Origin of the sequence: Arthrobacter sp. EpRS71, assembly GCF_001512285.1 — a bacterium.
Taxonomy (GTDB): domain Bacteria; phylum Actinomycetota; class Actinomycetes; order Actinomycetales; family Micrococcaceae; genus Arthrobacter.
The window spans coordinates 2,085,603-2,111,807 of the sequence record NZ_LNUV01000006.1 but is presented as its reverse complement, the minus strand read 5'-3'; the positions used below and the strand labels follow the sequence as shown (position 1 = coordinate 2,111,807).

Genomic DNA, 26,205 nt, shown 5'->3' with positions numbered 1-26,205 from the left:
GTCAACGTGCGTCCGGGCAGCCCGGCAAAGTAGTCTTGTCTGGTGACTACTCCCACCGCACCCCAAACTTCCCAGAAGCCGGTGCTGGTTGTTGACTACGGTGCCCAGTACGCGCAGCTGATTGCCCGCCGCGTCCGCGAAGCGAATGTGTATTCGGAAATTGTTCCGCATACCTTCACCACCGAGCAGCTTCTGGCCAAGAACCCGGCAGCCATCATTCTCTCCGGAGGGCCCTCAAGCGTTTACGCAGAGGGCGCCCCGAGCGTTGGCGCTGACCTCTTCGAAGCCGGGGTGCCCGTTTTTGGCATCTGCTACGGCTTCCAGGCCATGGCCAACGCCTTGGGTGGCAAGGTGGCGCAGACCGGTCTCCGGGAGTACGGCGCAACCGAAGCGCTGGTTGTAGGCGACGCGCGCTCCATCCTGGACGGCGTTCCTTCTTCCCAGAACACCTGGATGAGCCACGGTGACTCCGTTCACGAAGCCCCTGAGGGCTTCGAAGTGCTTGCCTCCACGGCCGGTGCGCCGGTAGCGGCTTTTGCCAATGAAGAGAAGCGCCTTTACGGTGTCCAGTGGCACCCTGAGGTCAAGCACTCCGTGCACGGCCAGCACGTCCTGGAGAACTTCCTGTTCAAGGGTGCGGGCCTGAGCCCCAACTGGACTACGGGCAATATCCTCGAAGAACAGGTGGACCGGATCCGCCAGCAAATCGGCGATTCCAAGGTTATCTGTGGCCTGTCGGGTGGCGTTGACTCCGCTGTAGCTGCAGCTCTTGTGCAGCGCGCCGTCGGTGACCAGCTGACCTGTGTCTTCGTCGATCACGGTCTCCTGCGTGAAGGTGAAGCCGAGCAGGTTGAACGCGACTTCGTGGCAGCCACCGGTGTCAACCTGTACGTTGCCAACGAGCAGGAACGCTTCCAGTCAGCATTGGCCGGCGTCAGCGATCCCGAGACCAAACGCAAGATCATCGGCCGGGAGTTCATTCGCGCCTTCGAGGAAGCGGAGAGGGCCATCATCGCCCAGGCCGCTGCCGAGGGTGAAAAGATCAAGTTCCTCGTCCAAGGAACCCTGTACCCGGACGTCGTTGAATCAGGCGGCGGCGAAGGTGCAGCAAACATCAAGAGCCACCACAATGTGGGTGGCCTTCCCGAGGATCTGCAGTTCGAGCTCGTCGAGCCACTGCGCGCCCTGTTCAAGGACGAAGTCCGCGCCGTGGGGGCCCAGCTCGGCCTGCCTCAGGAAATCGTCGGCCGCCAACCGTTCCCTGGCCCCGGCCTCGGAATCCGCATCGTGGGCGAAGTGACCAAGGAGCGCCTGGACCTGCTGCGCAAGGCTGACGCTATTGCCCGTGCAGAGCTCACGGCCGCAGGTTTGGACAACGACGTCTGGCAGATGCCGGTGGTCCTCTTGGCCGATGTCCGCAGTGTTGGTGTTCAGGGAGACGGCCGTACCTACGGTCACCCGATCGTGCTGCGTCCGGTGTCTTCCGAAGACGCCATGACAGCGGACTGGTCGCGGTTGCCGTATGACCTGCTTGCCCGGATCTCCAACAGGATCACCAATGAGGTGGACGGAGTTAACCGCGTGGTGCTGGATGTCACCAGCAAGCCACCGGGAACCATCGAGTGGGAATAGCATTCTGAGTGGCCGGCCTCCTCCGGGAGGCTGGCCACTTTCTTTGAACCCGGTGGCGTCGTCATCCCGGTTATGGCCCGCACGTGCGAAATGGCCGCTAATTTCGCAATGGAACAGCGTTGCGGAGCGAGCTGTCCGAGGATTCCCGCTACCCTCGAAAGTATGCCGGTATGGTCCAAGGCGTCTAAAGCTAGTACAGAAAAGAAGGCAGAAGTCGTGTCAGTAGGTCAAGGCCAGGAAGAGGGCTCCGAAGAGCTCCGCAAATGGCTGTCTGGTCTCAAACCCGTTACCGGGGCAGACACAATGCTGCGCTTCGTCAAGACGCCTGAAGGCGCCATCGATCTCAGCAACGCTCATCCCTCCGGGCTGGCGCAGTTGCTCGCAGGCCGGCGAACACGGCTGTCTACGCTCATCAGGGATCGCCAGCAGTATTTGGTGGCGGCCAGGGCTGCCCGCAACATCCGATCCAAAATCTTCGAGCTCAGCAACGACCGCGGCATCGAGGCAGGTTACCTGTCCGCCGGGACCGTGGTGTGGACCTCTGCCGTTGGCGGCAAGCCCCAGCGCGTTTCTGCACCAGTGATGCTGACCTCCATCGTCCTTACCGTCAGGCCGGGCGAAGACGACTTCGAACTTCAGCTCACCGAGCAGGCACGAATGAACCCGGCCCTGGTGCGCCATCTGAAGTCAGTTCATGGCATCGTCTTTGACGTTAATGCTGTGGCACGCATGGCCTACAACACTGCCCGGTTTGATCCTCAGCCGGTATTGGATCGTTTGTCCACGCTGATTCAGCCGATTCATGGTGCAGAGGTTGAGTTCAACCTGCTGGTCACCACCTTGGCTGACCTCTCGGGCAACCTTGATGATCCATGGATCAATATGAACAACCCCACGGTGGCGGCGCTCTCTACTGCAGCCAACGGTGGCGACATCGAGCCGGAGCCGATCAAGGCGGGCCGGTTCCCCAGCCTGGACCTGCGGGATCCAGCTGATGAGCTTCTTTTGCTCGATGCCGATACGGATCAGCAGTATGTGGTGGATGCCGTCCGTGCCGGCGACTCTCTTGTTGTCAGCACCCCGCCTGGAAGTGGCCAGACGCAGACCGCAATCAACGCGATCGGTGCGTTGGTCAGCGAAGGCAAGTCCGTGCTGGTGGTGGGGGACAGGCAATCCAGTCTTGGAGGACTTTCCGGGCACCTTGAATCGCTGGGCCTCGAGTCAATGCTTTTCCGGCCCGGCAACGGCACCACCCCCCAGCAGCTCAAGGGCCAGCTGGTGAGGGCCATCATGCGCAATGAGAAGGCGCTTGAGCCACAGCTTGGCAATCTGCACCAGACACTGACCGGCCACCGTCATGCCCTGATGGACCATGTTGCCTCTCTGCATAATGTCCGTGAACGTTGGGGTTGCTCGCCCTACCAGGCGATGCAGTCACTTGCTGAGCTGACGTCCATACACCCGGCACCCTCCACCACGGTGCGCCTGAAGCGAAGCGTCCTGGACAACATTAAGGACCGTGAAGAGCTCGCCGGCCGGCTGCGTCGTGCTGCCGAGCTTGGCAGCTTCAGCCGGTCGTCCACCTCCAGCCCTTGGTATGGCGCCCGCTTGGTGACCCGCAAGGAGACCGAAGAAGCACAGCAGCTTGCCCGCTTGGCCGAAGAGAAACTTCCTGCCCTTCGGGAGCGCATGAAGAAGGTCTCCGATCACGCGGAGATTCGTCTGGGCGAGACTTTTACAGAGTGGGGTGCCCAGCTTGAACTGCTGATCGCCGTGCGGGAAAGCCTGGATAAGTTCACTCCGGACATCTTTGATCGGCCGGTTCATGATCTCATCTCCGCCACCGCCAGCTCTGCTTGGCGCCGTGAACGCAATCTTGAGATGCCCTCAATGCAGCGTTCGCGCCTGCGCCGGGTGGCCAAGGAGTATGTGCGGCCCGGCGTCCACATCGCGGATCTTCACAGCTCCCTGGTTCTGGTCCAGGAGCAGCGGGCATTGTGGGCTGGCTATGCAACAACCCAGAGGCACCCGGCGGTTCCCTCCGGCCTTGCCGATCTCGGGTCCCTCTACCGGGAACTCGACGGCGAGTTGCGTCGCCTTGGTGATGCGCTCAAGCACACATCCGATGGCGGCTCCCTCCACGGGACGCCGTATCTGCAGCTCATGGAACGCCTGGAGCGGCTTGTCGCAGACACGGCCACGTTGGAGACACTTCCCGAGCGGACGCTCCTCATTGAGGAAATGCGCGAGCACGGCCTCGGTGAGCTGTTGGCGGACCTTGCTGCCCGCGAAGTCCCAGCGGAGTCCGTAGCCGCTGAGCTGGATCTGGCTTGGTGGCAGTCCGCTTTGGAAGCCATGATCAGCGGTGACGATTACCTTGCCATGTCTGACGGTGACTCGTTGCGCCGCCTCGAAGCCGAATACCGGCTGGCAGACCAAGCTCATATTGCCAGTGGTGCAGCCCGCCTCAGGTGGCAGTTGGCCCAGAAATGGCGTCAGGGGCTTCTTGAACATCCACGGCAGGCGGAGTTGCTCCGTGCCCTGTTGAAGGACGGCCGGGTGACGTTGCCGGCCCTGAGCGCCCAAGCACCGGATCTGGTGCCCCTGCTGGTCCCGGTGTGGTCCGTCAGTCCTTACTTGCTCACCGGTGTGCTGCCTGCGGAGCAGAAGTTCGACGCCGTGGTGATCATCGACGCCGAATCCACTTCTCTGCAGGCCGTTCTCCCGGCCATCGCGAGGGCGGGGCAGGTAGTTGCCTTCGGTGATGCCAAGATTGCGCACGCACGTACGTTCAGTGTCGCCGTGGAGCCGCCGGTTGCCGGGGTGGCCAGCCATGAGAACGTGGACAGCGCCTTCAAGGCACTGGCCAGAGTCCTTCCGACGTGGCAACTGAACTGGGTCTACCGCGCGGTAGACGAGGACCTGATCCTTCAGCTGAGCAAGAACTACTACGACGGCGGTCTGCGTCGTTTGCCCGACGGCAATTCGGTCACCGGCCTGGACCGATCCATCCACGTGGAGTACATCCCCGACGGCACCGGGCTGCCCGGCGCGGACCACGAGGGCGTCGAGTCTGTCACTGCCGAGGTCAACCGTGTGGTGGATCTCGTCTTCGAACATGCCAGGCTCCGGCCCCGCACCTCCCTGGCGGTGGTGACCGCAAGTTTGCGCCATGCGGCCAGGATTGGCGAGGCCATTAGGCTCCAATTGCCTAATCACGCTCTGTTGTCCAGCTTCTTCGGCGCAGGCTCTGAGTCCTTCCGAGTGGTGGACCTTGAGCGCGCGCAGGGCTTGGTGCGCGACCACGTCATCTTCTCGCTGGGCTATGGGCGCACACCGCATGGCCGTGCGCTCCATTCCTTCGGTCCGCTGTCCACCGAGGGTGGTCGGAACCGTTTCGCCTTGGCAATGACCCGGGCCCGCCGTTCCATGCATGTTCTGTCGTGCTTCCGGCCCGAGGACCTTGACTTGGACCGCCTCGCCCATGGTGCAGTGGACTTCTATGAACTGCTGGACCGTGAGCTCTCCGGAAACAGTAACCTCGGAACACCTGCCTCGCGCGCTGTAGCCAGTGAGCAGGCATTGGGCGAAGATCCGCTGGTGGCCGACCTTGGCGAACGCCTGCGCGCCCGTGGAGCCCGGGTATGGCATCTTTACGATGGCGTGCTGGATATCGCTGCAGCTGCCGACCCCGTCCACACCATTGGCCGGGAGGGTGCCGAAATCCCCACCCCTGTTGCCATCGAATCCGATGGCACCGAACGGTACCGACGGATGAGCGTCCGTGAACGGAGCCGGTTGCGGCCGCAACTGTTGGAGCGCATGGGATGGCGTTACATGTCGCTCTGGACCATCGAGGTCTTCACTGATCCCTCGTCGTGCGCGGACCGGATCGGCTCGTACCTGGGGCTTGAGAACCACATCGCCCAGTCGGCGTTGGCCCACCAGGGTTTCCTGCACGCCGATGGGGAACACCTGAATCCGGGGAATGACCAGCCATTGCTGGCTGCCGGTGCTGATGAGGATGCTGGCAGGGAACCTCAACACGACGTTCATGAGGCAGAGAATGCGAAAGAAGCACCATTGATGGATCAGGAAACAGGCACTGAGGATACCGCTGCTGAGGAATCCGGCGAGACGGTCACCAGCAGTTCTGCTGAGGATGGCGCGGATCCGAAGTCCGCCGCAACCAAGACTGGGTCCACCGGGATCCTTCCCACCAAGGCCGCTGAGGATGATCCCCGGCGGTGGGGCGATGATTCCGGCTATGACCATGAACAGTGGCTGAAGGAACAGAGGCCCCCACACTGGGGTTGAGCAGCCAGAGATAGTTGTGCATCCACTATGGGCTGACCAAAACAAAGAAAAGCTTGCCTTGCGTTGATGCGCCGGCAAGCTTTTCTACTTGTTGAGGATTGGCCGCCACCACCACCAGACCATCAGTGTCGCCTGTGCCCAACCATTCGCCTGGCTTGCCGCCCAGGGCTGACGTCCAGAGGACTGGTACCGGACCTGCAAGGACCTGGCTTGGCCTTGCCTCGTCATAGGACCCCGCTGATGTAAGGACCACAGTTACCAGTTGGCCGGGGGAGAGTAGCTGGATGGACGAGGCATCGGCCATCCTGAGGGGGACCGCTGCCGATCCCGGTGGTGATCCCGTCAGAAGGCCCGGGCCCAGCAGGCTCGACTCCGAAGGAATCTGCCCCTTGGCAAGTGGCGATGCGAGCTGACGGCCAACCAAAGTGCTGATGCTGTTCGAAGATCCACTGATGGCGAGGTCGGGCGGCACTTCCATAGTGGTGAAATCAGATGCAGCAAGGCCGGTACCCGGTGGAAGGTCGCGTGCTGCCACAAGGACGCTGACGCGCTTCTCCGGCGCAGGGGTGAGTTGCTGGACTGCGATGCCCGTAGCCACACACAAGAGGAGCGCTACGGCCAAGCGCCGGTTGCGTGCAACCCAAGAGCCTATTTTTGTCCGCTGCCCCCGTTGACCAGAGCGACCTCTTGGACGATTCCCGCTCAACCGCGAACTGGTACGGGCGCCGGAAGAACGTGGCGTGGACGGCGGATGGTTCAGCGGTGGCCAATTACTGGCGGGTCCTGATGAGCGTTCGGCGCGGGCGAGGAGGGCGCTGCGTGACATGTGTGGCATGTCGCCACGTTAGCCAGCTTCAAGGGCCGCAAACAGCGCCCTGATGTCCTATGTGGAAAACCGCTTAGCTGCTTGCAGCTGCGGTTGCCGGTGCCGCAGCGGGGGCCGGCGAAGGCGCTGCAGGAGCCGCTGAAACGGTGCTGCCCTTAGCATCCCGGGAATCAGTCCGGTAGAATCCGGAGCCCTTGAACACGACGCCCACGCTATTGAACTTCTTCCGCAGCGCGCCCTTGCACTCGGGGCATTCCGTCAGGGAGCTGTCAGAAAAGGACTGGACGATGTCAAAGGCATGGTCACAGTCTTTGCAGGCGTATGCGTAAGTGGGCACTGAGTTCCTCCTTTAGGACAAAATTCAGGTCCTGTGCGCCATCGGTGGAAAATCCGCCTTAGCAGTCGCAGGGCCTGAGTGCCAATTCTATCATCGGTCCAGGCCGGGTGTACCAGTGGTTGTGCCGGACCTCACCCGATAAGCCAGCCTGGGTCAGGCGTGCTCGACAGCGTCGTGGAGCTGCACTACGCCGGAAGGGGTAAGGACCTGACGCACGGGGCGATCAAATGCCTCGGCGGGTATGGAGCCTGAAGGCAACAAATCGTCGTCGAACACCACTGCAATGGTGGGCGGCTGACTGCTGGCAGCATCGAGGCCCTGAAGCAGCCGATCGTAGTAGCCGCCGCCTTGGCCGATCCGGTTGCCATCCCGGTCCACCGCAGTGGCGGGCATGAAGATACCGGCGGCTCCGGCTACCACCGAGCTTTCAAGGCGTTCCCCTTCCGGTTCGTCTATGGGCGCATACGAGGATCGTACAAAGGCCGTTTCAGGTGTCCAATACACCCAGCTCAAGAGGTGCCCCGGTTCGCAAACGGGCAGAAGAATTCGGTGCCCGGCCTCGTACAGTGACCTGATCAAGGGGCTGGTGGGTGGTTCGAAGGCTACGCCCAGGTACACGGCAAAGGTAGCGGAGGCGCCGGAGGAAACCTTGGCTGCCCACGCTGTCCCGTGCTGTGCAAGTGACTCGCCTGCGCGTGCCAAGTATTCGGGAGTGAGGGTCCGCCTGTGCAGCCGCCGGCTGCTGCGGATGTTTTCCTTGGATGCCATGAGTGTCCGATCGTATGGTTTTCGGGTGCGTGGAAAGCAACAGGGTTATCCACTCCGGAACCCAAATGTGCTAATGACGCGGCGAGGGGTTTAGCCGTTGATGTGTTCTGTCCGTTACATTAGTCCGGTGACTCTAGAAAACAACGCAGTCCGTAAGGCCGTCATTCCCGCAGCAGGCCTTGGCACCCGGTTCCTTCCCGCAACGAAGGCGATGCCTAAGGAAATGCTGCCCGTGGTGGACAAGCCTGCCATCCAGTATGTTGTCGAAGAGGCAGTCAAGGTGGGCCTGCATGACGTCCTGATGATCACGGGGCGCAGCAAGCGGGCTCTGGAAGACCACTTCGACCGTGTGCCGGCTCTTGAAGCCACTTTGGCCGAGAAGGGCGACACCGCCAAGCTTGAAGCCATTCAGTCCGCCACCAACCTCGGTGATATTCACTATGTTCGCCAAGGCGACCCGAACGGCCTCGGTCACGCCGTCCTCCGTGCAAAGCAGCACGTTGGCTACGAGCCCTTCGCCGTGCTGCTTGGCGATGACCTCATCGATGCTCGTGAGGACCTTTTGAGCGAAATGATCGCCGTTCAGCAGAAGACCGGCGGTTCCGTGGTTGCCCTCATCGAAGTGGAGCCTTCCAAGATCAGCGCTTATGGCTGCGCCGATGTTGAAGATATTGGCGAGGATGGCTACGTGCGCATCAAGCAGCTCGTTGAAAAGCCCTCCCCGGAAGAGGCGCCGTCAAACCTTGCCGTGATTGGACGTTACGTCCTTCACCCGGCCGTGTTCGACGTCCTGGAGAAGACAGCCCCCGGGCGGGGTGGAGAAATCCAGCTGACGGACGCCCTGGAGGTGCTGGCCGCCGGTGAAGGCGAAGGCTACGGGGTTTACGGCGTTGTCTTCCGCGGCCGCCGCTACGACACCGGTGACAAGCTCAGCTACCTCAAGGCGTGCATCGAGCTTGCTTGCGAACGCGAAGACCTTGGTCCTGAGCTTCGTGAGTGGTTGCCCAACTTCACAGCCACACTGCCCAAATAGACAAATTCATGATGTACGGCTCTGCGATCTGGCCGGTAACGCTGGAGAGCGGAGACCTGCTGCTTCGGCCCATCCGTTACCGTGACAAACGGGAATGGTCCGAAGTCCGTTCGCGGAACAGCGAATGGCTGGCGCCGTGGGAGGCGTCCAACCCTGCGCCGGGTGGTCGCCTGCCCAGCTACCGCCAAATGGTGGGTTCCCTGAATGACCAAGCCCGTCAGTCAACAGCTTTGCCGTTTCTCATTGTTGAGCGAACCTCAGGCTTCCGCGAGCCGCAGATTGTTGGCCAACTGACGGTCTCGTCCATCGTGTGGGGATCGGCCATGATGGCTACCCTCGGCTATTGGGTGGATAAGGACCGCGCCGGGCGGGGTATTGCGCCCACAGCGGTTGCGATGGCAACCGACCACTGCTTCCGGGTGCTGGGTTTGCACCGTATGGAAATCAACATCCGGCCGGAGAACTCTCCGAGTTTGAGGGTTGTGGAGAAGCTCGGATTCCGCGATGAGGGGTATCGGGAGCGCTACCTGCACATCAATGGCGAATGGGCCGATCACCGGTCCTTTGCGTTGACGGCTGATGAAGTGCCGGAGGGACTCCTGCGCCGATGGCTCAGGGGATAAACGAGCAGGTCATCGGCCTTTTCGTCCATATCTCCAGTCATTTGTGGACTCGGCCACGACACACCGGCCGCAATGCCGCCGCACCCGGCGATTTGCTTCTACGGTTTTGAATGTGGACTTCCCTCTCAGCAGCTCAGTGATACTCGTGGTCACTGTTGCGCTGTGGATGGTCTGGGTGGCGCCGTACGTTCTGCGGAACAGGCGGCAACAAGTCCAAACAGCCGCTGGTCCAGCAGAGGCATTTGATGACGAACCAGACGAAACGCAGGCAGGGGTGGTACTGACTTTGGCACCTCAGCAGGAGAAACCGATGGAGACCATGCACAGCAAAGCACCGGCGTCGCCCCAGGAATCCCCAGCGGCTGAACCCGTCCTCCGGAAGGCTCCCACTACGCCCTTCACTATCCGTTATGCCCGGCTCACGCTGGCCTTGGCGGGCCTTACCCTGCTGGTAACGGCAGCGGTTTCCGGGGTTCTAAGAATTCTTGGTATCGGTTCTGTGTGGTTGCCGCTCGTGTCGCTTATTGGCGCGGTGCTCGCCGTCGTGACCTTGCGGAAGCTCGCTCTTCGGGACCTTCGTGAACGGAGGGCGCGCCGTGCGGCGCAGGCCTCGCCCATTCCAACACCGGCGCGGTACCTGCCCAAGGAACCGGTTGCCGACACGAAGGAAACCAAGGTTTTCGACGCCGAAGCCACTAGCCGTGAAGCTGCCCGGTTGTCCGCGGTGGAACTGCGGCAGGCAGCGCTTGCTGTTGCTGTTGCAGCCGGTGATGAATCCGCTCAGGTTGCCACAGACTCCAAGGGTGCCAGCTGGCAGCCTGTGGAGGTACCGAAGCCCACATACGTTGCTGCCGCCAAAGCGCCGCGTCCGGCTCCTGAGCCCTTGGATCTACCCGAGGCGCCAAAGCCGGTTGGCAAGCCTGTGCTGAAGCAGAACGTTGAACAGGCTGAGGCCTCAGCTGCTGTAGCTGCAAGTGCCAAGGGCCACAGTGCCCTGAGCAACTTGGACGACGTTCTGCAGCGTCGCCGCGCCTAAGACGAACCCATGGCAACCATGTGCGTTGCGGGCGGAACCGGTCACGTGGGTCGTGAGGTTGTCCGGCTCGCACTGGCAACCGGCCACAAAGTTTCGGTCTTAAGCCGCCACGTCCCGCCTGTTGGCTCGCCTCAGTACCACGACGGCGCCACGTACGTCGCGGGCGACGTCACCACGGGGAACGGATTATCGGACGCCATGGCGGGTGCCGACGTCGTTATTGATTGCCTTGAGGGGCAGTTCGGTAAAGCCCAAAAGCAGTTCGCCGACGGCGGCGGCCGGCTACTTGCCGCCGCTCACCTGGCCGGTGTTCGCAAAGCGGTGGCACTGTCCATCATCAACTGTGATCTCAGCTCTTACGCCTACTACGCCTCAAAGGCTGCCAAAGAACGGAAGTACGCCGGTTCTCCTCTGCAGACCGAGGTGGTCCGGGCCACCCAATTCCATGGTTTAGTTGCGACGATCTTCGCCGCTGGTGCCAAAGTGCGGCTGATCCCGACATTCAAAGGGGTCAGCTTTCAGTCCATTTCTCCCGTGGACGTTGCATCTGCAGTGATTCAAGCAGCTCTGGATGATTCGCAGCGGGAGAGGCACCGTGTGGTGACAATAGCGGGGCCGCAGGCTCTGACCATGCGGGAGATGGCAGAGTCTTGGAAGTCAGCTACGGGCGCGCGGGGCAGAATTGTTCAGCTGCCACTACCCGGACCGATGGGTGACTTTCTTCGTGCCGGACACAACCTGACTCCGGAGCAGCCGTACGGCCAGGAGACGTTCGTGTCGTGGTTGGAAAAGCGTCGGGAAAGTTTGTAGCCTAAGGACACTGGCCGGGCAGTTGAGGCTCGGTCCAGGGGCTATAGCTCAGTTGGTAGAGCGCTTCGTTCGCATCGAAGAGGTCAGGAGTTCGAATCTCCTTAGCTCCACAACGAAAAGGCCCGCCTGACCCGCGTTTGCGCTGGTCAGGCGGGCTTTACTTAAGTTGCTTGCTTCACCGCATACTGCAAACATACCGCAACGATTCTCGTTGCCAGTTAGAACACTTGAATCCTGGTAGCCTTGACTTCCGCCTTTCCGTACAAGCCCTGCCGCTTGGCGGCTTCCCGGAGATGGCGAGTGCCATTGACTTCCTTCCAGACGGAAGTCGAGTACTCGCGCAGAATTGTCCAGTTCAGGTCTTCCTAGGCGCGCAATAGAGTGAGTACGACGAAGGTTTGGACCCTGTCTGAATAGAACCATTTACAGTCTTCGTACTCAGTCTCCTCGCTAGCAGCATTAACAATCCTGACCGGCATATGGCCCCCTTCTAAATGCGTGCCATACCCTGCAGCGCTGCCATTGGTCAGAGTACCTAAGCATGGAGATAAAGGGAAAAGAGTTCAGTGAGCGCCAACTCATCCCGGATGGCTTCCGCGCGGTTGTTACCCGCACGGCGAACTGAAAATCCTTGGGAGGATAAACCGTCCCATAGAATGTGGCTAGTTTGTTCAAATAATGGGGGAATCATGGGGCAACCGACGCTGACTACAACCAGGGCGTCACGGTCCAGCGCTACCGACCATTCAGGTAAGCGATTGGACATTCAAGGACTAAGGGCAATTGCCGTTCTGGCCGTTGTCGCCGACCATCTTGCATCATGGCCTCGAGGTGGGTTCGTCGGCGTCGACATATTCTTCGTCATCTCAGGGTTCCTCATCACCGGGCAGCTAATCAGGGCGCGGGAAAGGAACCCGCTCGAATTGGCGAGTTCCTTCTTTAGGAGTTTCTACGTAAATCGCATCCGGAGAATTCTTCCGGCGTCTCTGGCCGCCCTGCTTGTCACAATCGGCGTCGGATGGGTTCTGTTCCGCAACGAGCGGGCTTGGTCCACGACGGTGGACGGCGCCTGGTCCGCACTGTTCTCAGGGAACTGGCGCTTCGCCCTGAACGGCACAGATTACTGGGCGCAGGACCAGGCCACTTCACCTCTCCAACATTTCTGGTCCCTTGGCGTTGAAGAGCAGTTCTACTTCGTGTGGCCGTTTGTTATCTTCGCCGGGATTGCCGTTTTCAAGAGCAGGCGGGCCCTTGGATGGATCATGGGTGCAATTGTTGTCGCCTCGTTGGCGTGGGCGCTGATGGAGACAGTGTCGAATGCGAGCATTGCTTACTTTTCAACTTTCACGCGTGCGTGGGAGCTTGGAATTGGAGCGTTGCTGGCCATCGTCGCTCCTGTTTTCCAACACATCACTAGGCTTGTCCGTACTATTCTTGCCTGGGTCGGCCTTACGGGCATTGCCGCGTCTATAGCCCTGATCAACCCGGACATGCCGTTCCCTGGGCCTTGGGCAATCTCGCCGGTCCTCGCAACAGCCCTGGTCATTGCGGCCGGCACAGGGGGTAGCGGACGTTTCCTCGCACCCCTGACCAACCCTGCAATGTCCTACATCGGAGACCTATCCTTCTCGCTATATCTGTGGCATTTCCCTGTGATCATCTTCCTCGAAGAGTTCATATCGGAGTGGCACTGGACCTACTACCCAATTGTTTTCGGGCTGATGCTGCTACTCTCTGTGGCCAGCTATCATCTGATTGAAGAGCCCATTCGTCATTCACGACTGCTACTCAATGACAAGGGGCGCGAACGTAAGAAGCTCATTGTCTTCACCGAAAGGACCCAGCTCACGGCTGTGGCCGCGCTGGTGGTCACATTTGCGGGGGCGCTGTTGACAACCTTTACCGGGCCGCCACTGAAGTACGAGGCATCCGCGCCCTCCGTAGTTCGCCCCTCCATGGGCTCATCCGGCACGAATCCTGTGCCCGCGTCCGCAGACCGTCCAGCCCTCGGCGCACTACAGGCCCAGATCCTCACAGCCTCACAAGCAGCTGCATGGCCTGTGCTTTCGCCCTCACTCGATGAAGTGGCCTCCAAGGGATCCCCTGATGAGCGCCGATCCGGCTGTGCTGAACCTCGGATTGGACCTGATGTTTGTAACTTTGACTCTGGCAAAGACAAAACTGCTGTGGTGTTCTCCGACTCCACGGGCGTTGCGCTCATATCGACCATTCGCGCAGCTATCGGGGATCAATACAACGTCCGAGGATTCTCCATGGCTGGTTGCGTCAGCATTGACCTCACCACGAAAGATGACCGCGAGCAGCTGCAGCGTGACTGCGCAAACTACAAGGCGAGCGCCGTGGAAGAGATAAACCGGATGCAGCCGGACTTGGTCTTCATTACCAACACCACGGCCGTCCTAGGGGACGTCATACCGGCCGCTGATGGGCTGACCGGAGAGCCTGCCTGGAAGGCGGCGACACAGCGCACCGTTGATAAGCTCCAACCCTCAGGATCGCGCATTGTGCTTGTTACAAGCGCCCCTGTTGGCAAAACCATCACAGCATGCGCCACGCGAGTGAGCGTGCCCTCGAACTGCGCCTCCAAGATCGACCCCAACTACAACACTCTGGCCGTCCTGGGCTCTCAGATCGCCGGTGCTGAGGCTATAGACACGCGCCTCATGTTCTGCACTGAGTCAGGTTATTGTCCGGCGTTTATCGATGGTGCACCCATCAAAATGGACACGGTTCACGTGACCGAGGAATTCAGTAGGAAAATGGCTCCCGCTTTCAGGGAGTCCGTGACCGCGCTTCTGGGTTAACCCACCGCGAAAAAGCGCCCCACATCCTTAAGAGATGTGCGGGCGCTTTTGTCTGCAACTGCTGCCTTAGACAACCGTTCCGGACACGTGCCGTTGGACCATAGTGGCTTCTTGAGGCCCTGCATTGCGCGTTCCGTCCCCGTTGTGTGGTTGTTCCGTGATCCAGTGTGCCCAACCGGCTTCAGGAAGAACCTTGGTGAACACTCAAGGTCCGCTCAAGAACGGAAGAAGCCACCACGGCGGGTCAGGCAGGTGTGGGCTGCGTGGACGAGCTCGGACCGTGAAGCTACGCAACGGTCCGTGGACCGCCGCAGGGCAGGGAGGGCGTGGGTGGCGTCCTCGAAGAGGTTTGCCCGGATCATTGATTCGATGGCCCGGCACTGATGCTCTGTCTCCACAGCGCCCACCATGGCGGAGCTGATCTTCAGGCTAAGGAGGGCTGTGGTGGTCTCTTTGGCGTCGTGGTCATCCAAGGCATGGACGATCCGTTCGACCCGGGTGGGGAGCATGGCGAGGTACTTGGTGAGGAACCGCAGTGCCGGTTCCGGGCTTCCGAGTTCCTCGGCGAGGGATTGGAGCCGGCTCAGGTCCAGTTCGCCTCCGGGGTTACGCTGAGGCTTCATCGCGAGTCTCCACGGCAGCTCCCGGCGTGGTCCTGGCAGGGTTTTTGTTCCAGATGGGGGCGAGCATTCCAATGACCTGGATGGCGGGCGCGCCATCCATGAGGGTGTTCATGACGATGGGTTCGCGGAGGGCGCGGATTGCGTTGCTGATGCCGCCTGCTTCGACGTCGAAGAGAGCGGGGACGGTGACGACGGCGGTACTAGCTGCCCGGGCGGAACGCCGGCCGTGGACTGCGGGGGTGGTGATCAGTGAGCTCATGCCGGGCGTTCCTTTCAACTCTTGCTCAGGAATTGGGCCGGGGACCGGCCTGAAGGGCAAACAGGGCCGGCCCCCGGGGCCTTGGGGAGAGCCTTGAGCTCCCTCTGTTCAGCCTGTGTGGCTGACGAGAACTACTGTGCCGGGCCTGGATCAAGAACGAATCCTGTGTACCGTCAACACTTCCTCAGGAAAACCTCAAGACTCCCGCATCGCAGGAATAAGGGCCCTGATTCTCCCCGACAAGTAGGCTGTATCCGTGAGTCAACCGCTGGTCAGCCCGTTGCCGGACGAGGGCCCCTTTTATCACGGCACCAAAGCCACTCTTCGCGTGGGTGATCTCCTGACCCCGGGCTTCAGGTCGAACTACCGTCCTGAAGTGGTGATGAACCACATCTACTTCACGGCTCTTCGGGACGGTGCGGGTCTGGCCGCGGAACTGGCGGCCGGTGATAGCGAACCGCGTGTCTACGCTGTTGAGCCCACAGGCGCATTCGAGAACGACCCCAACGTGACCGACAAGAAGTTTCCTGGCAACCCCACCCGGTCGTTTCGCAGCAGCTCCCCGCTCAAGGTTATTAGCGAAGTGAAGGAGTGGGCGCGCCTGACTCCCGAGGCGTTGCAGGAGTGGCGGGCACGTTTGGCGGCAATGGTTGCGGACGAACGCGGAGAAATCATCAATTAGGGACGCGATGTCCTGGGTGGCGTGCTGTGGAAGCGGCTCTTTGACATCCTCGCGATCATCGGGAAGTGGTGATCCGCCAGGATCGTGCACCCAGAAGAAACGCGACGGCGCTTATGACGGCGGGGACTGCCAGCCAAGCCCAACTGCTTGTCCACCCCAAACCTATGGAGTCGGCCGAAGAGAATGCGGTGACCTTGACGAACAGGAATGTGGCGTGGGCCTCCATGGGGGTGTTTGAGTCGACGGCGGCAACCATGCCGAAGCTGAAGGTCAGGAAGAGTGCCCAGTAGAGGAGCAGTGCCAACCCTGCGGTGATGACGCCGATGGACCATGGCGGCCGGAGGTCGTCGTCGCTGCCGTACTGCCGGGCGAGCGTTCTGGGCGACCCTAGGTCTCGTAGACTCGACGTTGTATCCCGGGGGTCGCTGGCTAGTGCTTGCCGCAATTCCTTGACCGTTGCCCGACGTTCCTTGCCGGTTAGTACGGCTTCAAGGTGCCATTGGAGCCTGGTGAGGTACAAGTCGGTGAGTAGCCGGTCCTTAAGTGACCTGCGGGGCGATGCTGCCGGTTCTACGATGTTCATGGCTTGGGGGAGTCCTTTTCTGTGGCGTTCCGGACGGCAGAGGCTACGAGTCGCCACTGTTCCATGGCAGTTGCTTTCGCTGTTTCTCCGGCCGTTGTCAGGGCGAAGTATTTTCGTGGCGGACCGTTGGGTGATGAAACCATCCGCGTGCTGACCAGACCGTCGCGTTCAAGCCTGCTGAGGACGGGATAGACCAGGCCTGTTGTGACATCAAGGCCCATGGCGGCAAGACGCTCCACCAGGTGGTATCCGTAGGATTCCTCCTCCGCGATCAAGGTGAGTGTCAGCAACGGCAGCACTGAACGAATCATCTGTGCATCCTGCTGCGCCTGAATTCTGGACATAGTATTAATGAAACATTAATAGTGGTGCTTCGCAAGCAACGAGTCCTGCCTCAACGCCGGTAGTGCACGCTTCGCGGGCAGCAGGACGTCGAGTGACGGTTACTCGTGCGACCGTTCGTCCGCCCATCTCCGGACTCGGCGCACGCGAGCCATTGTCTCCGCGCCCAAGCGTGTATATCGTTAACTATCGTTCAGTATCGTTCGCGACCTACCGAGGTGAGCTTGATGCACAATTCATTCCCTGCAAATGGTTTTATGGGAAACAACTTGGACGGCATGTGGCAGGCCGTGGAGGAGTTTCGATCCCGGTTCGAAAAGCGCTCGGGTACCCGGGCAGGCCGCGGAGAGTTGAGGACGGCCATTCTGGCTCTCCTCGCTGAGCGCCCCATGCACGGCTATCAGATCATCCGTGAAATCGAAGAGCGCAGCGGTGGAAGTTGGAAGCCAAGCGCCGGTTCGGTGTACCCAACCCTTCAGCTGCTGGCCGATGAGGGGTTTGTGAGTACTGAAGAATCCAATGGCCGAAAAATATATTCGCTCACCGAAGCGGGGCGCGAAGACGTTGCCAGCGCTGAAACGTCGGCGCCGTGGGAATCAACTGGTAGCTCCTCAGGTTTCGCCGCCCTGCCCAAAGCCGGGGTGGAGCTGGCCCAGGCCGCGGCGCAAGTGGGGCGGACCGGAACTCCAAAGCAGGTGCAAGAGGCTGTGACGGTGCTGGAAGAAGCTCGTCGTCGGCTGTATTCGATCCTCGCCCAGGACTGAAGGGAGTGACGTCGCCTCGACGCGACCAGATGGATCCCATGGCCGGGGAAGCCCGTGCCCGCTATCGTCGAATCCTCAGGTTTGCCGCATGGCACTTGGTGGTGACCTGGTGGTTCGAGTTGTTCCTGCCTCGTGTAGGCCTCCGGAGACTGACAGAGCGTAACCGCTCACAAAGGATGCGGCGATTTGCCCGCCGGTTCCACGGACTTGCTGTTGAGCTCGGTGGCTTAATGATCAAGGTGGGCCAGTTCATGTCCTCCAGGCTGGACGTGCTCCCGCCTGAGATTACGGCTGAGCTGGAGGGTCTCCAGGACGAAGTGCCGCCGGTTCCGTTCCCTGCAATCAGGGCCCTTGCCGAGGCGGAGCTGGGCGCGCCCTTGGAATCCGTGTTCGCTTCGATCGAGGAGGTGCCCATAGCCGCGGCTTCCCTCGGGCAGGCGCACCGGGCGAAACTCCTCGCCGGCAATGCGGAGGACACTGGCCTCAGCAGCGTGGTTTTCAAAGTGCAAAGGCCGGGCATCGACACGATCGTGGATGTCGATCTGGCCGCACTGCGTCGCGTAGGAGGCTGGCTCAGCCGTATCCGCATCGTCTCAAACCGTGCTGATGTTCCGGCGCTGATCAAGGAGTTTGCCCAGACCAGCCTTGAGGAGATCGACTACCTGAACGAGGCCGCAAACTCAGAGCGTTTCGCAGCCGACTTCGATGATGACAACCGGGTGACGGTGCCGGGGGTTGTCTGGGAACGGACCACGCGCCGGGTGCTCACCCTCGAAGACGTCACTGCCATCAAGATCACCGATGCCGAGTCGCTTCGAATGGCTGGGATTAACCCGGCATCGGTTGCCCCCGTCTTCGCTTCGGTGATGTTTGACCAGTTGTTCACCAAGGGTTTCTTCCACGCCGATCCACACCCGGGCAATATCTTTGTCACTCCCGATTCCGCCTCGGCGGAACGGCCATGGAAGCTGACGTTCATCGATTTCGGCATGATGGGGGAGGTGCCGGCGAAGACCAGAAGCGGATTGCGCAAGCTCCTGATTGCGGCTGCCTCGCGGGATGGAAAGGGTCTTGTTGCCGCTATCAGCGATGTGGGTGTTCTCATGCCGTCGGCTGACACGGCCGAGCTGGAGCGGGCCATGACGCAGCTCTTCGCACGCTTTGGCGGCATGGGCTTTGCAGAGCTTCGCGAAGTGGACCCGCGGGAGTTCCGTGATTTTGGTGCGGAGTTCGGCAACGTCATCAGATCGCTTCCGTTTCAGTTGCCGGAGAATTTCCTGCTCATCATCCGTGCCATGTCACTGACGTCGGGAGTTTGTAGTTCCTTGGATGCCAGATTCAACTTGTGGGACTCTGTGGAACCGTACGCAGCACAGTTGCTTCGGGATGAACGCGGCAACCTCGTCAATGACGTCGCGGGGCAGGCCTTCGACGTAGTTTCGGTCGCCTTGCGTTTACCGAAACGGCTGGACGGGCTGATCACCAGATTCGAAGACGGAACGCTCCAAGTATCCAACCGGCGGCTCGAACGCCAAATGAGCAGGCTCATCGTCTTGGCCCGGCGGGCTGTGGCTGCGGTGATCTTCGCAGCATTGTTAGTGGCTGGCTCGGTGATCCGATCCGAGGACCTCGTGTTCGGCAACCTGGTGATGATCGCGTCGGCAGTTCCGCTTCTCTACGGTCTATGGCCCGGCCGCGGCAATCTGTGAGCGCACCCCGTCGTCGTAGAATGGCGCTGTGACTGAGACCCCCGCATTACATCCCGAGGCCTCCGGCAAGACGTCCGGGCCCATCCTGGTAGGCGTAATGCCCGGGCAGCAGCCCGCGGTCCTGGAGCAGGCAGCGCAGGTTGCTGTACGTGCGGGACTCCCACTTGTTTGCGCGTATGCCGATGCCACGGTGTATCCGGTCGATGGAACCACCGGTGGGCCGGCTGCGCCGATCGACCCGGATGGTATTGCAGGAGCCCAGGGGATCCCGGAATTACTGTCGTCAACCATTGCCGAACAATTGGCTGGTTGGGACGTTGAATGGTCCCTCGTGCCGCTTGCCGGTGAACCGGCGCACGCTTTGGCCCGCGAAGCCGCGAGCATCGGCGCTTTCATGATTGTGGTGGGAACACGTGAGCATAAGGTGACGGCCGCGCTCAAAGAGCTGACGGCGGGTTCCGTGGCCCGGCGCCTTTTCCATCGCCAAGACGTGCCGGTCCTCGTGGTTCCCGTGAACCCCCGTGTCCCGGACGACGATGACGACGACTGAGGCGAACAGGCCACTTCACCGTCATTGGGGCTTCATCGGCATAGTGGCGGCTGGCGGCGTGTTCGGAGCGCTCGCCCGGTACGGCCTCGGATTGGTGATCCCAGCCCCGGAGGCTTGGCCGCTACCTACCTTGGTCATCAATCTGTCAGGCGCGTTGGCGCTGGGGGCACTGTTGGAGGGGCTCTCCCGCAGGGGGCCCGACGTCGGCAGTCGCCGGGTTGTGAGGCTCGCCCTGGGTACGGGGTTCTTGGGCGCTTACACGACGTACAGCACTCTGGCTTTGGACGCAGTCCACCTGTTCATGGCGGAGGCTGCACCCGGAGCTGCCGGGTACCTCGCAGCGAGCTTGTTTGGCGGGGCTGTGGCCACTACGGCAGGCATCTGGTTGGGTGCGTGGCATCACCGTCGCGTTACCGGGCGTGTGCAGTGACGGTGATATTTCTTGCCCTTGCTGGTGGAGTCGGTGCAGCGGTCAGGTTCATGGTGGATGGTTTGATCCGGCAGCGCATCAAGACGGCCTTTCCCTGGGGAACCGCGCTGATCAACGTCACGGGTTCGTTTGCTCTGGGGTTCCTTGCCGGATTGGTGATGCGGGGCCATGCGCCTGAGTCACTGTTCCTGATCCTGGGGACAGGTTTCTTGGGCGGGTACACCACCTTCAGTACGGCGAGCCTGGAGACCATCCGGCTGATCCAGAGTGGAAGGACGGGCCTGGCGCTCGTCAATGGATTGGGTTCCATGGCAGCGAGCGTTCTTTCTGCTGCGGCCGGCGTGGGTATCAGCCTGGTGCTGCCCTGACCTCGTGGCCCTTCAGTAGTGGCCAATCTCACCAACAAGAGTGTCTTGGCCCGCCTGTAGGATCGTGCCATGGCTAAGAAGACTTTCAATGAGCTGTTGTCCGCCCAGGTCGCCAATGAGTTTGCGGCCTCCCAGCAATACATCGCAGTAGCTGTGTACTTTGATGGCGAAGACTTGCCGCAGCTGGCCCGTCACTTCTATCGCCAGTCCCTCGAGGAGCGCAATCACGCCATGATGATGGTCCAGTACATGCTGGACCGTAACGTGCACGTGGAGATTCCGGGTATCGCCCCGGTTCGTAACAACTTCAACAACGCCAAGGAACCCATCGCGCTCGCCTTGGAGCAGGAGAAGGAAGTTACCCGCAACATCGAGGAGATGTTCCGTGTTGCCCGTGCAGAGGGGGATGCCTTGGGTGAGCAGTTCATGCTGTGGTTCCTGAAGGAGCAGGTTGAGGAAGTTGCCTCGATGACCACGCTGCTGAACATCACCGAACGTGCCGAGAACCTTTTCGACATCGAGAATTACGTGGCCCGCGAGACTGTAGGCGACGGCGGAAACGACGCCAGTGCTCCCTCCGCTGCCGGCGGCGTCATCTAGCACACTGCCACGGGTACGTGCTTCAGGAGGCCGTTGGAAGCTTAGCTTCCAGCGGCCTCTTCGCGTTTCAGGTCTTCGTCCGGATGGGAACGGCTGAGCAGGGATAAACGGCTGGCGATGCGTGCGAGATCCACGGGCAACACGTTCCCGCTCCCCTCAACGTCGAAGTCGAGGGGCACGCTGCCGATCAGGAACAAGGTGATGTCCTGGTCGTAGAGCACATCCACCACGTTGCTGAACCGTTGCCAGGCAGGTGCGGAGGCAGCATCAGCGTCTGTTGGCGATGGAACGTCGTCAATGACCCACGTCCTGAACATTCCGCCCAGGACCAGAAAGTCCGACGTCGAGGACAACCCGCCGCACAGTTCCTCAAATCCAACCCACAGAAGGTCCGGGTCGGAGTTCTTGACGACTATCGGCTGGGTTGTCGGCTGCAAGACGCGGCCTTGGGATGGCGTTGGCCGGAAGAGACCGAGGCGCCCCAACTGTCCGGGTGCGCCGGGGGAGATGATGCGTCCTGATCGGAAGGCCCCGGCCCCGGTGGAGGGGTGTGTTCCCGCCGCCGGATAGCGGCGAAAATCCGAGCCGCCGTTGATTTCCACCACGTCCATCATGTCCTTGATGGCCTCGATGGTGGGCAGGAAATGCTCATGCCACAGGGGATTGGGCAGAAGGTCATCCGGCGCGTAATTGGAGGTGACCACCAGAGCAACCCGGCGCTGCGCGGCTGTCCGGAGCAGGCGGGAAATGAACATGCCGTCGCCGATGTCGTGGACGTGGAACTCGTCAAAGAACAACACGTCAACATCGTTCAGGACGGCGTCCACCGACTGCTGGATCGCCGTGCCGTTGCCTGAGTCCAACCCATGGGTGCCGCCATGAAGCCTGCGGAAAAAATCGTGGAAGTGGACACGCCGTTTCCGTGCTTCAAGCCGTCCGTAGAAGCTGTCCATCAGCCACGTTTTGCCGCGGCCCACCGGTCCGTGAAGGTAGAGGCTTCGTGTCGGCTTTCGTGGAAGCGCCCGACGGCGGCCGGTCAGCTGGGCACCAAAGGTGGCCAACCGCTGGGCTGCTTGCCACTGACTGGGTTCAAGCTCAAAACCGGACCGAACGGCGTCGTGCGCCATGGCCTCAAGCAGGGTCCTTGCGGTGTCCCGCTGTTTACGGGGAGGTCCCAAGGACGGCGTCACAGCCATCCTTTGCGTTTGAAGATGAGGTACATGAGCAAGGCAGCGCCAAACATCAGACCCACGGCAAGGGGATAACCGAAGTCCCAGTGCAGTTCAGGCATATGGTCGAAGTTCATGCCGTAGACGCCCGCTACGAAGGACGGGGCGAAAAGGATGGCAGCCCAGGATGAGATCTTCTTGACCTGCTCGTTCTGGGCAGCGCTGGCCTCGTTCTGCCGGTTGGCTGTCAGCGTGCCATCAAGGGTGAGGGCATTTTGCAACAGATCCCGGAAGGAGTTCACACGGGAGATGACGCGCTGCACGTGGTCCTCGACGTCGCGGAGGGAGCGCTGCAATTCAATATCCACGCCATACTTCTCAAAGCCCCTCTCCAGAAGTGCCATCATGTCCGGGAGGGGCTGGATGGCCCGCTGAAACTGGATCACCTCACGGGCGAGCTCGTAAATGCGGCGCGACACAGTGCTGTCGCCGCTGAAGAGCTGGTCTTCGATTTCATCAATGTCGTTCTCAAGCCCGGCCACAACGGGAGCGTAATCATCCACCACTTGGTCCAGGAGAGCGTAGAGCACGGCTTCAGGCCCGTGGCAGAGGAGGTCAGGACGTGTTTCCAGCCGGTGGCGGACCCTGGCAACCCCACCGGTTTCAGCGTGCCGGATGGTCACCACAAAGTTTGGTCCGGTGAAGACGTGGAGTTCGCCGAATTCCACCGTCTCGGTCTCATCGAGGTATCGGGCCGGCCGGAGGACCGTGAAGAGGTTGTGGTCGTAGCGTTCCAGTTTGGGCCGCTGGTGCGCGGAGACGGCGTCCTCCACGGCGAGATCGTGAAGCCCGAATTCCTGGGCAACGGCGGCCATCTCGTCCTTGGTGGGACGATACAGCCCGATCCACGCCATGCCGCCGTGTTCTGACAACGTCTCAAACGTCTGTTCGAGGTTTTGAGGGGTGGCAGTGCGGACGCCGTCCACGTATACGGCGTTATCGATGATAGTCACTGGTTGAACGCTACTGCATGGCTCCGATGATGGCGCCCGCAATGACCATGGCCACGAGGTCGTGGCCGGAGTCGATGAGGGTCACTGCGAATGGCCGCCCGGCGAAACCATTGTGAATGACATGGCCGCCGGCACGGAATACCAGGGCAACAATGAGTGCGAAGAAGCCACCGGCAAGGAAGGTATTGAGTTCCAGAGCGCTGATGAGGACAGCCAGGAGGATGCTGGTCACGGCCGCTGCAACCATCATGGGGACCCAGATACCTGCTCCGCCTTCTATGTTCTTGAGGTCGTCTTCGGTTTTGCCGATCGCCTGCATCCATCTGCGGCCCAGGACGGCCGGCATGTACCAGACGAAGCCGATCACCATGCTTGAAACGAAAGCCAGAAGTACGGCGAGCCAGTTGATCTGGGAGATGTGTGAGAGCCAATCCATGCATGAAATCCTAGTGCGTTCAGGCCCCGGGACCGGCGCTCCGGACCTCCTGCCTGGACCGTGTTGGTGTGGCCGCCATCCTGCCGATGAGCGGCTCAGTGCGGTAGGGGATATGGGTGTGCAGTGCCAGCACGGTTTCGGTCCTGATGACTCCCTTGGTGCGTAGCACTGCGCGCAAGGCTGACTGCAGGTTGTGGGTATCCGTTGCCACCACCCGGCACCACAGGTCGCCGCGACCGGAAATTTCATGGACCTCCAGCACTTGGGGGATCAGGCGCAAGGCGCCGATGACGCCGTCGAGTTCCCGGTGGGTGACTTCAATCGTGACGAAGGCTACGACGTCGTAACCCACCTTTTCGAGGTCCACTTCCCGTCCCGCAGCGTGAAGCACCCCGGACCGGAGAAGGCGCTTGACCCTGCTTTGGGCCGTGTTGCGCGCGATGCCCAGTTCGTCGCTCAACTCGGCGATCTGGATGCGGGGATCCTTGATGAGTTCCAGGAGGATCTTCAGGTCCATGGGGTCAAGGGTGTTCAAATGGTCACTCCAGCTCACTTGGCTCGCAATACTTTGAGTATTTTGCTCAATTCTTGCATCTCTATGGCCCTTTGAGATCAGCTCCATTGCATTCTGTTGCCATCAATAATGAGCGGGGTTGCGTTTCCCACAAGGAAATCTGCAGCCCGGCCACCTAGCCCGAAGGCAATGAAATGACTGTCTTGAGCGAACTCCGCATGCGTCCGGCTACCGCCGATCGCTGGGGATGGGATGCCTCCACCACCGCCCGGCTGGTCCTGGCCGGAATGGTGATCTTCACACTGTTGGTCGGCGCCAATCTCGCCACACCGCTGTATCCCTTGCTCCAGTCCCGCCTTGGCATGTCCTCGCTGGGCGTCACTGTTGCCTTCTCGAGCTACGTCCTTGCTTTGATAGCGGTCCTCATGGTGGCAGGTCATTGGTCGGACCACATCGGGCGGAGGGCAGCGCTGGTCCTTGCTGTGTTGGTCGGCCTGGCAGGTGGGGTGATCTTCGCGAACGCGGATTCTCTGGTCTCGTTGTCCCTGGGCCGGGCGCTGCAGGGCGTGGCCGTTGGGCTGGCCACGGGAGCCAGCTCCGCGGCACTTCGCGAACTGCTTCCCCAACGGCCCGACTGGGCTTCCCGTTTTACGCTGCTTTCTTCAGCCGGAGGCGTAGCGGCCGGACCCGCTATCGGTGGCGTCTTGTCGCTTTTGCCGGACCCCACGCGTACCCCTTACTACGTCCATTCGGCGGTGTTGGTAGCGGCCCTTATTCCCCTGTGGCTCCTCAAGGCCAGGCCTGCCATCGCTCCGGCGGAAGGCCCGAAACCCCTCAAGGTCCTTGCTCCCAGAAGGCCGTCCATCTCACGGGACGCCCGCGGAGCATTCTGGATGGCTGCCGCCACCGGATTCCTCAGCTTTTCGGTGTTCGGCTTCTGCCTTTCCTTGGCGCCGGGCTATTTCGCCGGCGTGGTCCACGCAGATTCCAGGCCTCTCATTGGCCTCCTTGCCGGCCTCACGTTGGGGGCCTCAGCCTTGAGCCAGCTACTGGGTGCCCGCGGGCGCTTCGTTGTCCCTGTGTCCCTGGGCGTGCTGGGCGTCTCCGTAATTCTGGTGGGAGCCGCGGCAGCGTGGTCCAGCCCTTGGCTGCTGGTGACGGCCAGCATCACGGCAGGGGCAGGTCAGGGGATTGCCTTCCGGCAGGTCTTCAACGAGGTTGCCGGCAAAGTGGAAGCGGCACGGCACGCCCAAGTCATCAGCACCGTCTACGTCATCACCTATTTGGGCAGTGCTGTTCCGGTGATTGGGCTGGGACTGGCTGTGACGGCACTCGGCCTGCAGACCGCCGTCGTGGTTTTCACCGCTTTGTGCGGTGGGGGAGCCCTGGCGCTCGCGGCAGTGTCTCTTCGGAAGTCCGTGCGGGACTGAAAGCCGCTTACTCGGGCAACGGTCCCCGGTTGCCGGGGATGTGCTGGAAGACCATTGTGGTTTCGGTGTGACCCACCACGGGGTCGGTGGCGAGGTTGTCCAGAAGCCAGTTACGGAGGTCGTCCGTGTTGGCCACTGCAATATGGAGAAGGTAATCCACGGAGCCGGTGGTGTGGAACGTGGAAATGACCGCCGGAAGCTTGGGGACGCGCGCCGTGAAACGGTCAATCTGGTCCCGGTCATGGGCGCGCAGGCGTACAGCGATGAGGGCCTGAACAGAGCGGCCGATGGCCGGCAGACTCAACACGGCCTCGAAGCCTTCAATGATTCCGCGTTCGGAGAGCGCCCTGGTGCGCATCAGGGCCGTGGAGGGGGCGATCCCCACGAGTTCAGCCAGTTGCTTGTTGGATATGCGGGCGTCGTCCACCAACGCTGCGAGAATGCGTTCATCGATCGCGTCCAGGGGCTCTGCGTTGCCCGTGGTTGACCGAACATTCTTCGTGGGGTTGCTCACGGATCCTCCTGA

The 26,205-nt window shown here is 61.2% G+C and carries 27 protein-coding genes and 1 tRNA gene; 16 read left to right on the top strand and 12 right to left on the bottom strand.

The window, feature by feature from the left end; genetic code table 11:
- Positions 1-42 precede the first annotated feature (42 nt).
- Complete coding sequence (gene guaA / locus AR689_RS20200; protein WP_062073057.1) at positions 43-1,632, top strand: glutamine-hydrolyzing GMP synthase; 1,590 nt, start codon at positions 43-45, stop codon at positions 1,630-1,632.
- A gap of 162 nt (positions 1,633-1,794) precedes the next feature.
- Entirely contained in the window at positions 1,795-5,949 is a 4,155-nt protein-coding gene (locus tag AR689_RS20195) for a DUF4011 domain-containing protein (protein WP_062073055.1), read from the top strand.
- A gap of 25 nt (positions 5,950-5,974) precedes the next feature.
- Here the strand turns inward: AR689_RS20195 and cpaB are convergent, their stop codons facing one another.
- From cpaB to AR689_RS20180, 3 genes are all read right to left on the bottom strand, one after another.
- Positions 5,975-6,571 carry a Flp pilus assembly protein CpaB gene (gene cpaB / locus AR689_RS20190; protein WP_231745611.1) on the bottom strand — a complete coding sequence of 199 codons (597 nt, stop codon included), beginning with the start codon at positions 6,569-6,571 and terminating at the stop codon, positions 5,975-5,977.
- A 277-nt stretch (positions 6,572-6,848) separates the two neighbouring features.
- On the bottom strand, positions 6,849-7,112 hold the full coding sequence (locus AR689_RS20185; protein WP_062073051.1) for an FmdB family zinc ribbon protein: 264 nt from the start codon (positions 7,110-7,112) through the stop codon (positions 6,849-6,851).
- Between the two features lie 153 nt (positions 7,113-7,265).
- Positions 7,266-7,880, bottom strand: coding sequence for a 5-formyltetrahydrofolate cyclo-ligase (locus AR689_RS20180; RefSeq protein WP_062073050.1), 615 nt, complete (start codon positions 7,878-7,880; stop codon positions 7,266-7,268).
- A gap of 100 nt (positions 7,881-7,980) precedes the next feature.
- On the opposite strand from AR689_RS20180, the gene galU reads away from it, so the two are divergent.
- The 6 genes from galU (at position 7,981) to AR689_RS20150 (ending at position 14,207) form a co-directional block, all read left to right on the top strand.
- Positions 7,981-8,913, top strand: a complete 933-nt coding sequence (galU, locus tag AR689_RS20175; RefSeq protein WP_181151705.1) for a UTP--glucose-1-phosphate uridylyltransferase GalU — start codon at positions 7,981-7,983, stop codon at positions 8,911-8,913.
- 11 nt (positions 8,914-8,924) lie between these two features.
- Positions 8,925-9,536 (top strand): GNAT family N-acetyltransferase, encoded by a 612-nt coding sequence (locus AR689_RS20170; protein WP_062073909.1) that lies wholly within the window; start codon positions 8,925-8,927, stop codon positions 9,534-9,536.
- A gap of 145 nt (positions 9,537-9,681) precedes the next feature.
- Complete coding sequence (locus AR689_RS20165) at positions 9,682-10,572, top strand: hypothetical protein (protein ID WP_062073908.1); 891 nt, start codon at positions 9,682-9,684, stop codon at positions 10,570-10,572.
- Between the two features lie 9 nt (positions 10,573-10,581).
- Positions 10,582-11,382: an SDR family oxidoreductase gene (locus AR689_RS20160; protein ID WP_062073048.1), complete on the top strand. Its 801-nt coding sequence runs from the start codon at positions 10,582-10,584 to the stop codon at positions 11,380-11,382.
- Between the two features lie 37 nt (positions 11,383-11,419).
- A tRNA-Ala gene (locus tag AR689_RS20155) sits at positions 11,420-11,492 on the top strand.
- A 579-nt stretch (positions 11,493-12,071) separates the two neighbouring features.
- A complete protein-coding gene (locus AR689_RS20150; protein ID WP_231745610.1) occupies positions 12,072-14,207 on the top strand; it encodes an acyltransferase family protein in 2,136 nt (711 codons plus the stop codon).
- A gap of 215 nt (positions 14,208-14,422) precedes the next feature.
- Here AR689_RS20150 and AR689_RS20145 read toward each other — a convergent pair whose 3' ends face one another.
- Complete coding sequence (locus AR689_RS20145) at positions 14,423-14,830, bottom strand: Hpt domain-containing protein (protein WP_062073044.1); 408 nt, start codon at positions 14,828-14,830, stop codon at positions 14,423-14,425.
- Complete coding sequence (locus AR689_RS23445; protein ID WP_062073042.1) at positions 14,814-15,089, bottom strand: hypothetical protein; 276 nt, start codon at positions 15,087-15,089, stop codon at positions 14,814-14,816. The genes AR689_RS20145 and AR689_RS23445 overlap by 17 nt, the downstream gene beginning before the upstream one ends.
- A gap of 268 nt (positions 15,090-15,357) precedes the next feature.
- Here AR689_RS23445 and arr point away from each other — a divergent pair, with 268 nt between their 5' ends.
- Complete coding sequence (gene arr / locus AR689_RS20135; protein ID WP_502686031.1) at positions 15,358-15,771, top strand: NAD(+)--rifampin ADP-ribosyltransferase; 414 nt, start codon at positions 15,358-15,360, stop codon at positions 15,769-15,771.
- A gap of 55 nt (positions 15,772-15,826) precedes the next feature.
- Here arr and AR689_RS20130 read toward each other — a convergent pair whose 3' ends face one another.
- A complete protein-coding gene (locus AR689_RS20130; protein WP_062073038.1) occupies positions 15,827-16,354 on the bottom strand; it encodes a hypothetical protein in 528 nt (175 codons plus the stop codon).
- The gene (locus tag AR689_RS20125) at positions 16,351-16,665 is read right to left on the bottom strand and encodes a PadR family transcriptional regulator (protein WP_231745609.1); all 315 of its coding nucleotides are present in this window, start codon (positions 16,663-16,665) and stop codon (positions 16,351-16,353) included. Before AR689_RS20125 ends, AR689_RS20130 begins: the two co-directional genes overlap by 4 nt.
- Before the next feature lie 288 nt (positions 16,666-16,953).
- On the opposite strand from AR689_RS20125, the gene AR689_RS20120 reads away from it, so the two are divergent.
- The 6 genes from AR689_RS20120 (at position 16,954) to AR689_RS20095 (ending at position 21,117) form a co-directional block, all read left to right on the top strand.
- Entirely contained in the window at positions 16,954-17,460 is a 507-nt protein-coding gene (locus AR689_RS20120; protein WP_231745608.1) for a PadR family transcriptional regulator, read from the top strand.
- A gap of 5 nt (positions 17,461-17,465) precedes the next feature.
- A complete protein-coding gene (locus AR689_RS20115) occupies positions 17,466-19,169 on the top strand; it encodes an ABC1 kinase family protein (RefSeq protein WP_082698090.1) in 1,704 nt (567 codons plus the stop codon).
- Between the two features lie 28 nt (positions 19,170-19,197).
- Positions 19,198-19,719, top strand: coding sequence for a universal stress protein (locus AR689_RS20110; RefSeq protein ID WP_062073028.1), 522 nt, complete (start codon positions 19,198-19,200; stop codon positions 19,717-19,719).
- On the top strand, positions 19,706-20,149 hold the full coding sequence (locus AR689_RS20105; RefSeq protein ID WP_062073026.1) for a fluoride efflux transporter FluC: 444 nt from the start codon (positions 19,706-19,708) through the stop codon (positions 20,147-20,149). Before AR689_RS20110 ends, AR689_RS20105 begins: the two co-directional genes overlap by 14 nt.
- A complete protein-coding gene (gene crcB / locus AR689_RS20100) occupies positions 20,146-20,517 on the top strand; it encodes a fluoride efflux transporter CrcB (RefSeq protein ID WP_062073025.1) in 372 nt (123 codons plus the stop codon). The genes AR689_RS20105 and crcB overlap by 4 nt, the downstream gene beginning before the upstream one ends.
- Positions 20,518-20,586: 69 nt before the next feature.
- Entirely contained in the window at positions 20,587-21,117 is a 531-nt protein-coding gene (locus tag AR689_RS20095) for a ferritin (protein ID WP_062073023.1), read from the top strand.
- A gap of 41 nt (positions 21,118-21,158) precedes the next feature.
- On the opposite strand, the gene zapE is transcribed toward AR689_RS20095, so the two are convergent.
- The 4 genes from zapE to AR689_RS20075 are packed head-to-tail and all read right to left on the bottom strand — an operon-like array spanning position 21,159 to position 24,270.
- Positions 21,159-22,313 carry a cell division protein ZapE gene (gene zapE / locus AR689_RS20090; RefSeq protein ID WP_062073021.1) on the bottom strand — a complete coding sequence of 385 codons (1,155 nt, stop codon included), beginning with the start codon at positions 22,311-22,313 and terminating at the stop codon, positions 21,159-21,161.
- On the bottom strand, positions 22,304-23,299 hold the full coding sequence (gene corA / locus AR689_RS20085; RefSeq protein ID WP_062073019.1) for a magnesium/cobalt transporter CorA: 996 nt from the start codon (positions 23,297-23,299) through the stop codon (positions 22,304-22,306). The genes zapE and corA overlap by 10 nt, the downstream gene beginning before the upstream one ends.
- A 10-nt stretch (positions 23,300-23,309) precedes the next feature.
- A complete protein-coding gene (locus AR689_RS20080) occupies positions 23,310-23,735 on the bottom strand; it encodes a DUF1761 domain-containing protein (RefSeq protein WP_062073017.1) in 426 nt (141 codons plus the stop codon).
- A gap of 19 nt (positions 23,736-23,754) precedes the next feature.
- Complete coding sequence (locus tag AR689_RS20075; protein ID WP_082698088.1) at positions 23,755-24,270, bottom strand: Lrp/AsnC family transcriptional regulator; 516 nt, start codon at positions 24,268-24,270, stop codon at positions 23,755-23,757.
- 173 nt (positions 24,271-24,443) lie between these two features.
- On the opposite strand from AR689_RS20075, the gene AR689_RS20070 reads away from it, so the two are divergent.
- Positions 24,444-25,679 (top strand): MFS transporter, encoded by a 1,236-nt coding sequence (locus AR689_RS20070; protein ID WP_062073015.1) that lies wholly within the window; start codon positions 24,444-24,446, stop codon positions 25,677-25,679.
- A gap of 7 nt (positions 25,680-25,686) precedes the next feature.
- On the opposite strand, the gene AR689_RS20065 is transcribed toward AR689_RS20070, so the two are convergent.
- Complete coding sequence (locus tag AR689_RS20065; RefSeq protein ID WP_062073013.1) at positions 25,687-26,193, bottom strand: Lrp/AsnC family transcriptional regulator; 507 nt, start codon at positions 26,191-26,193, stop codon at positions 25,687-25,689.
- Between the last annotated feature and the right edge of the window lie 12 nt (positions 26,194-26,205).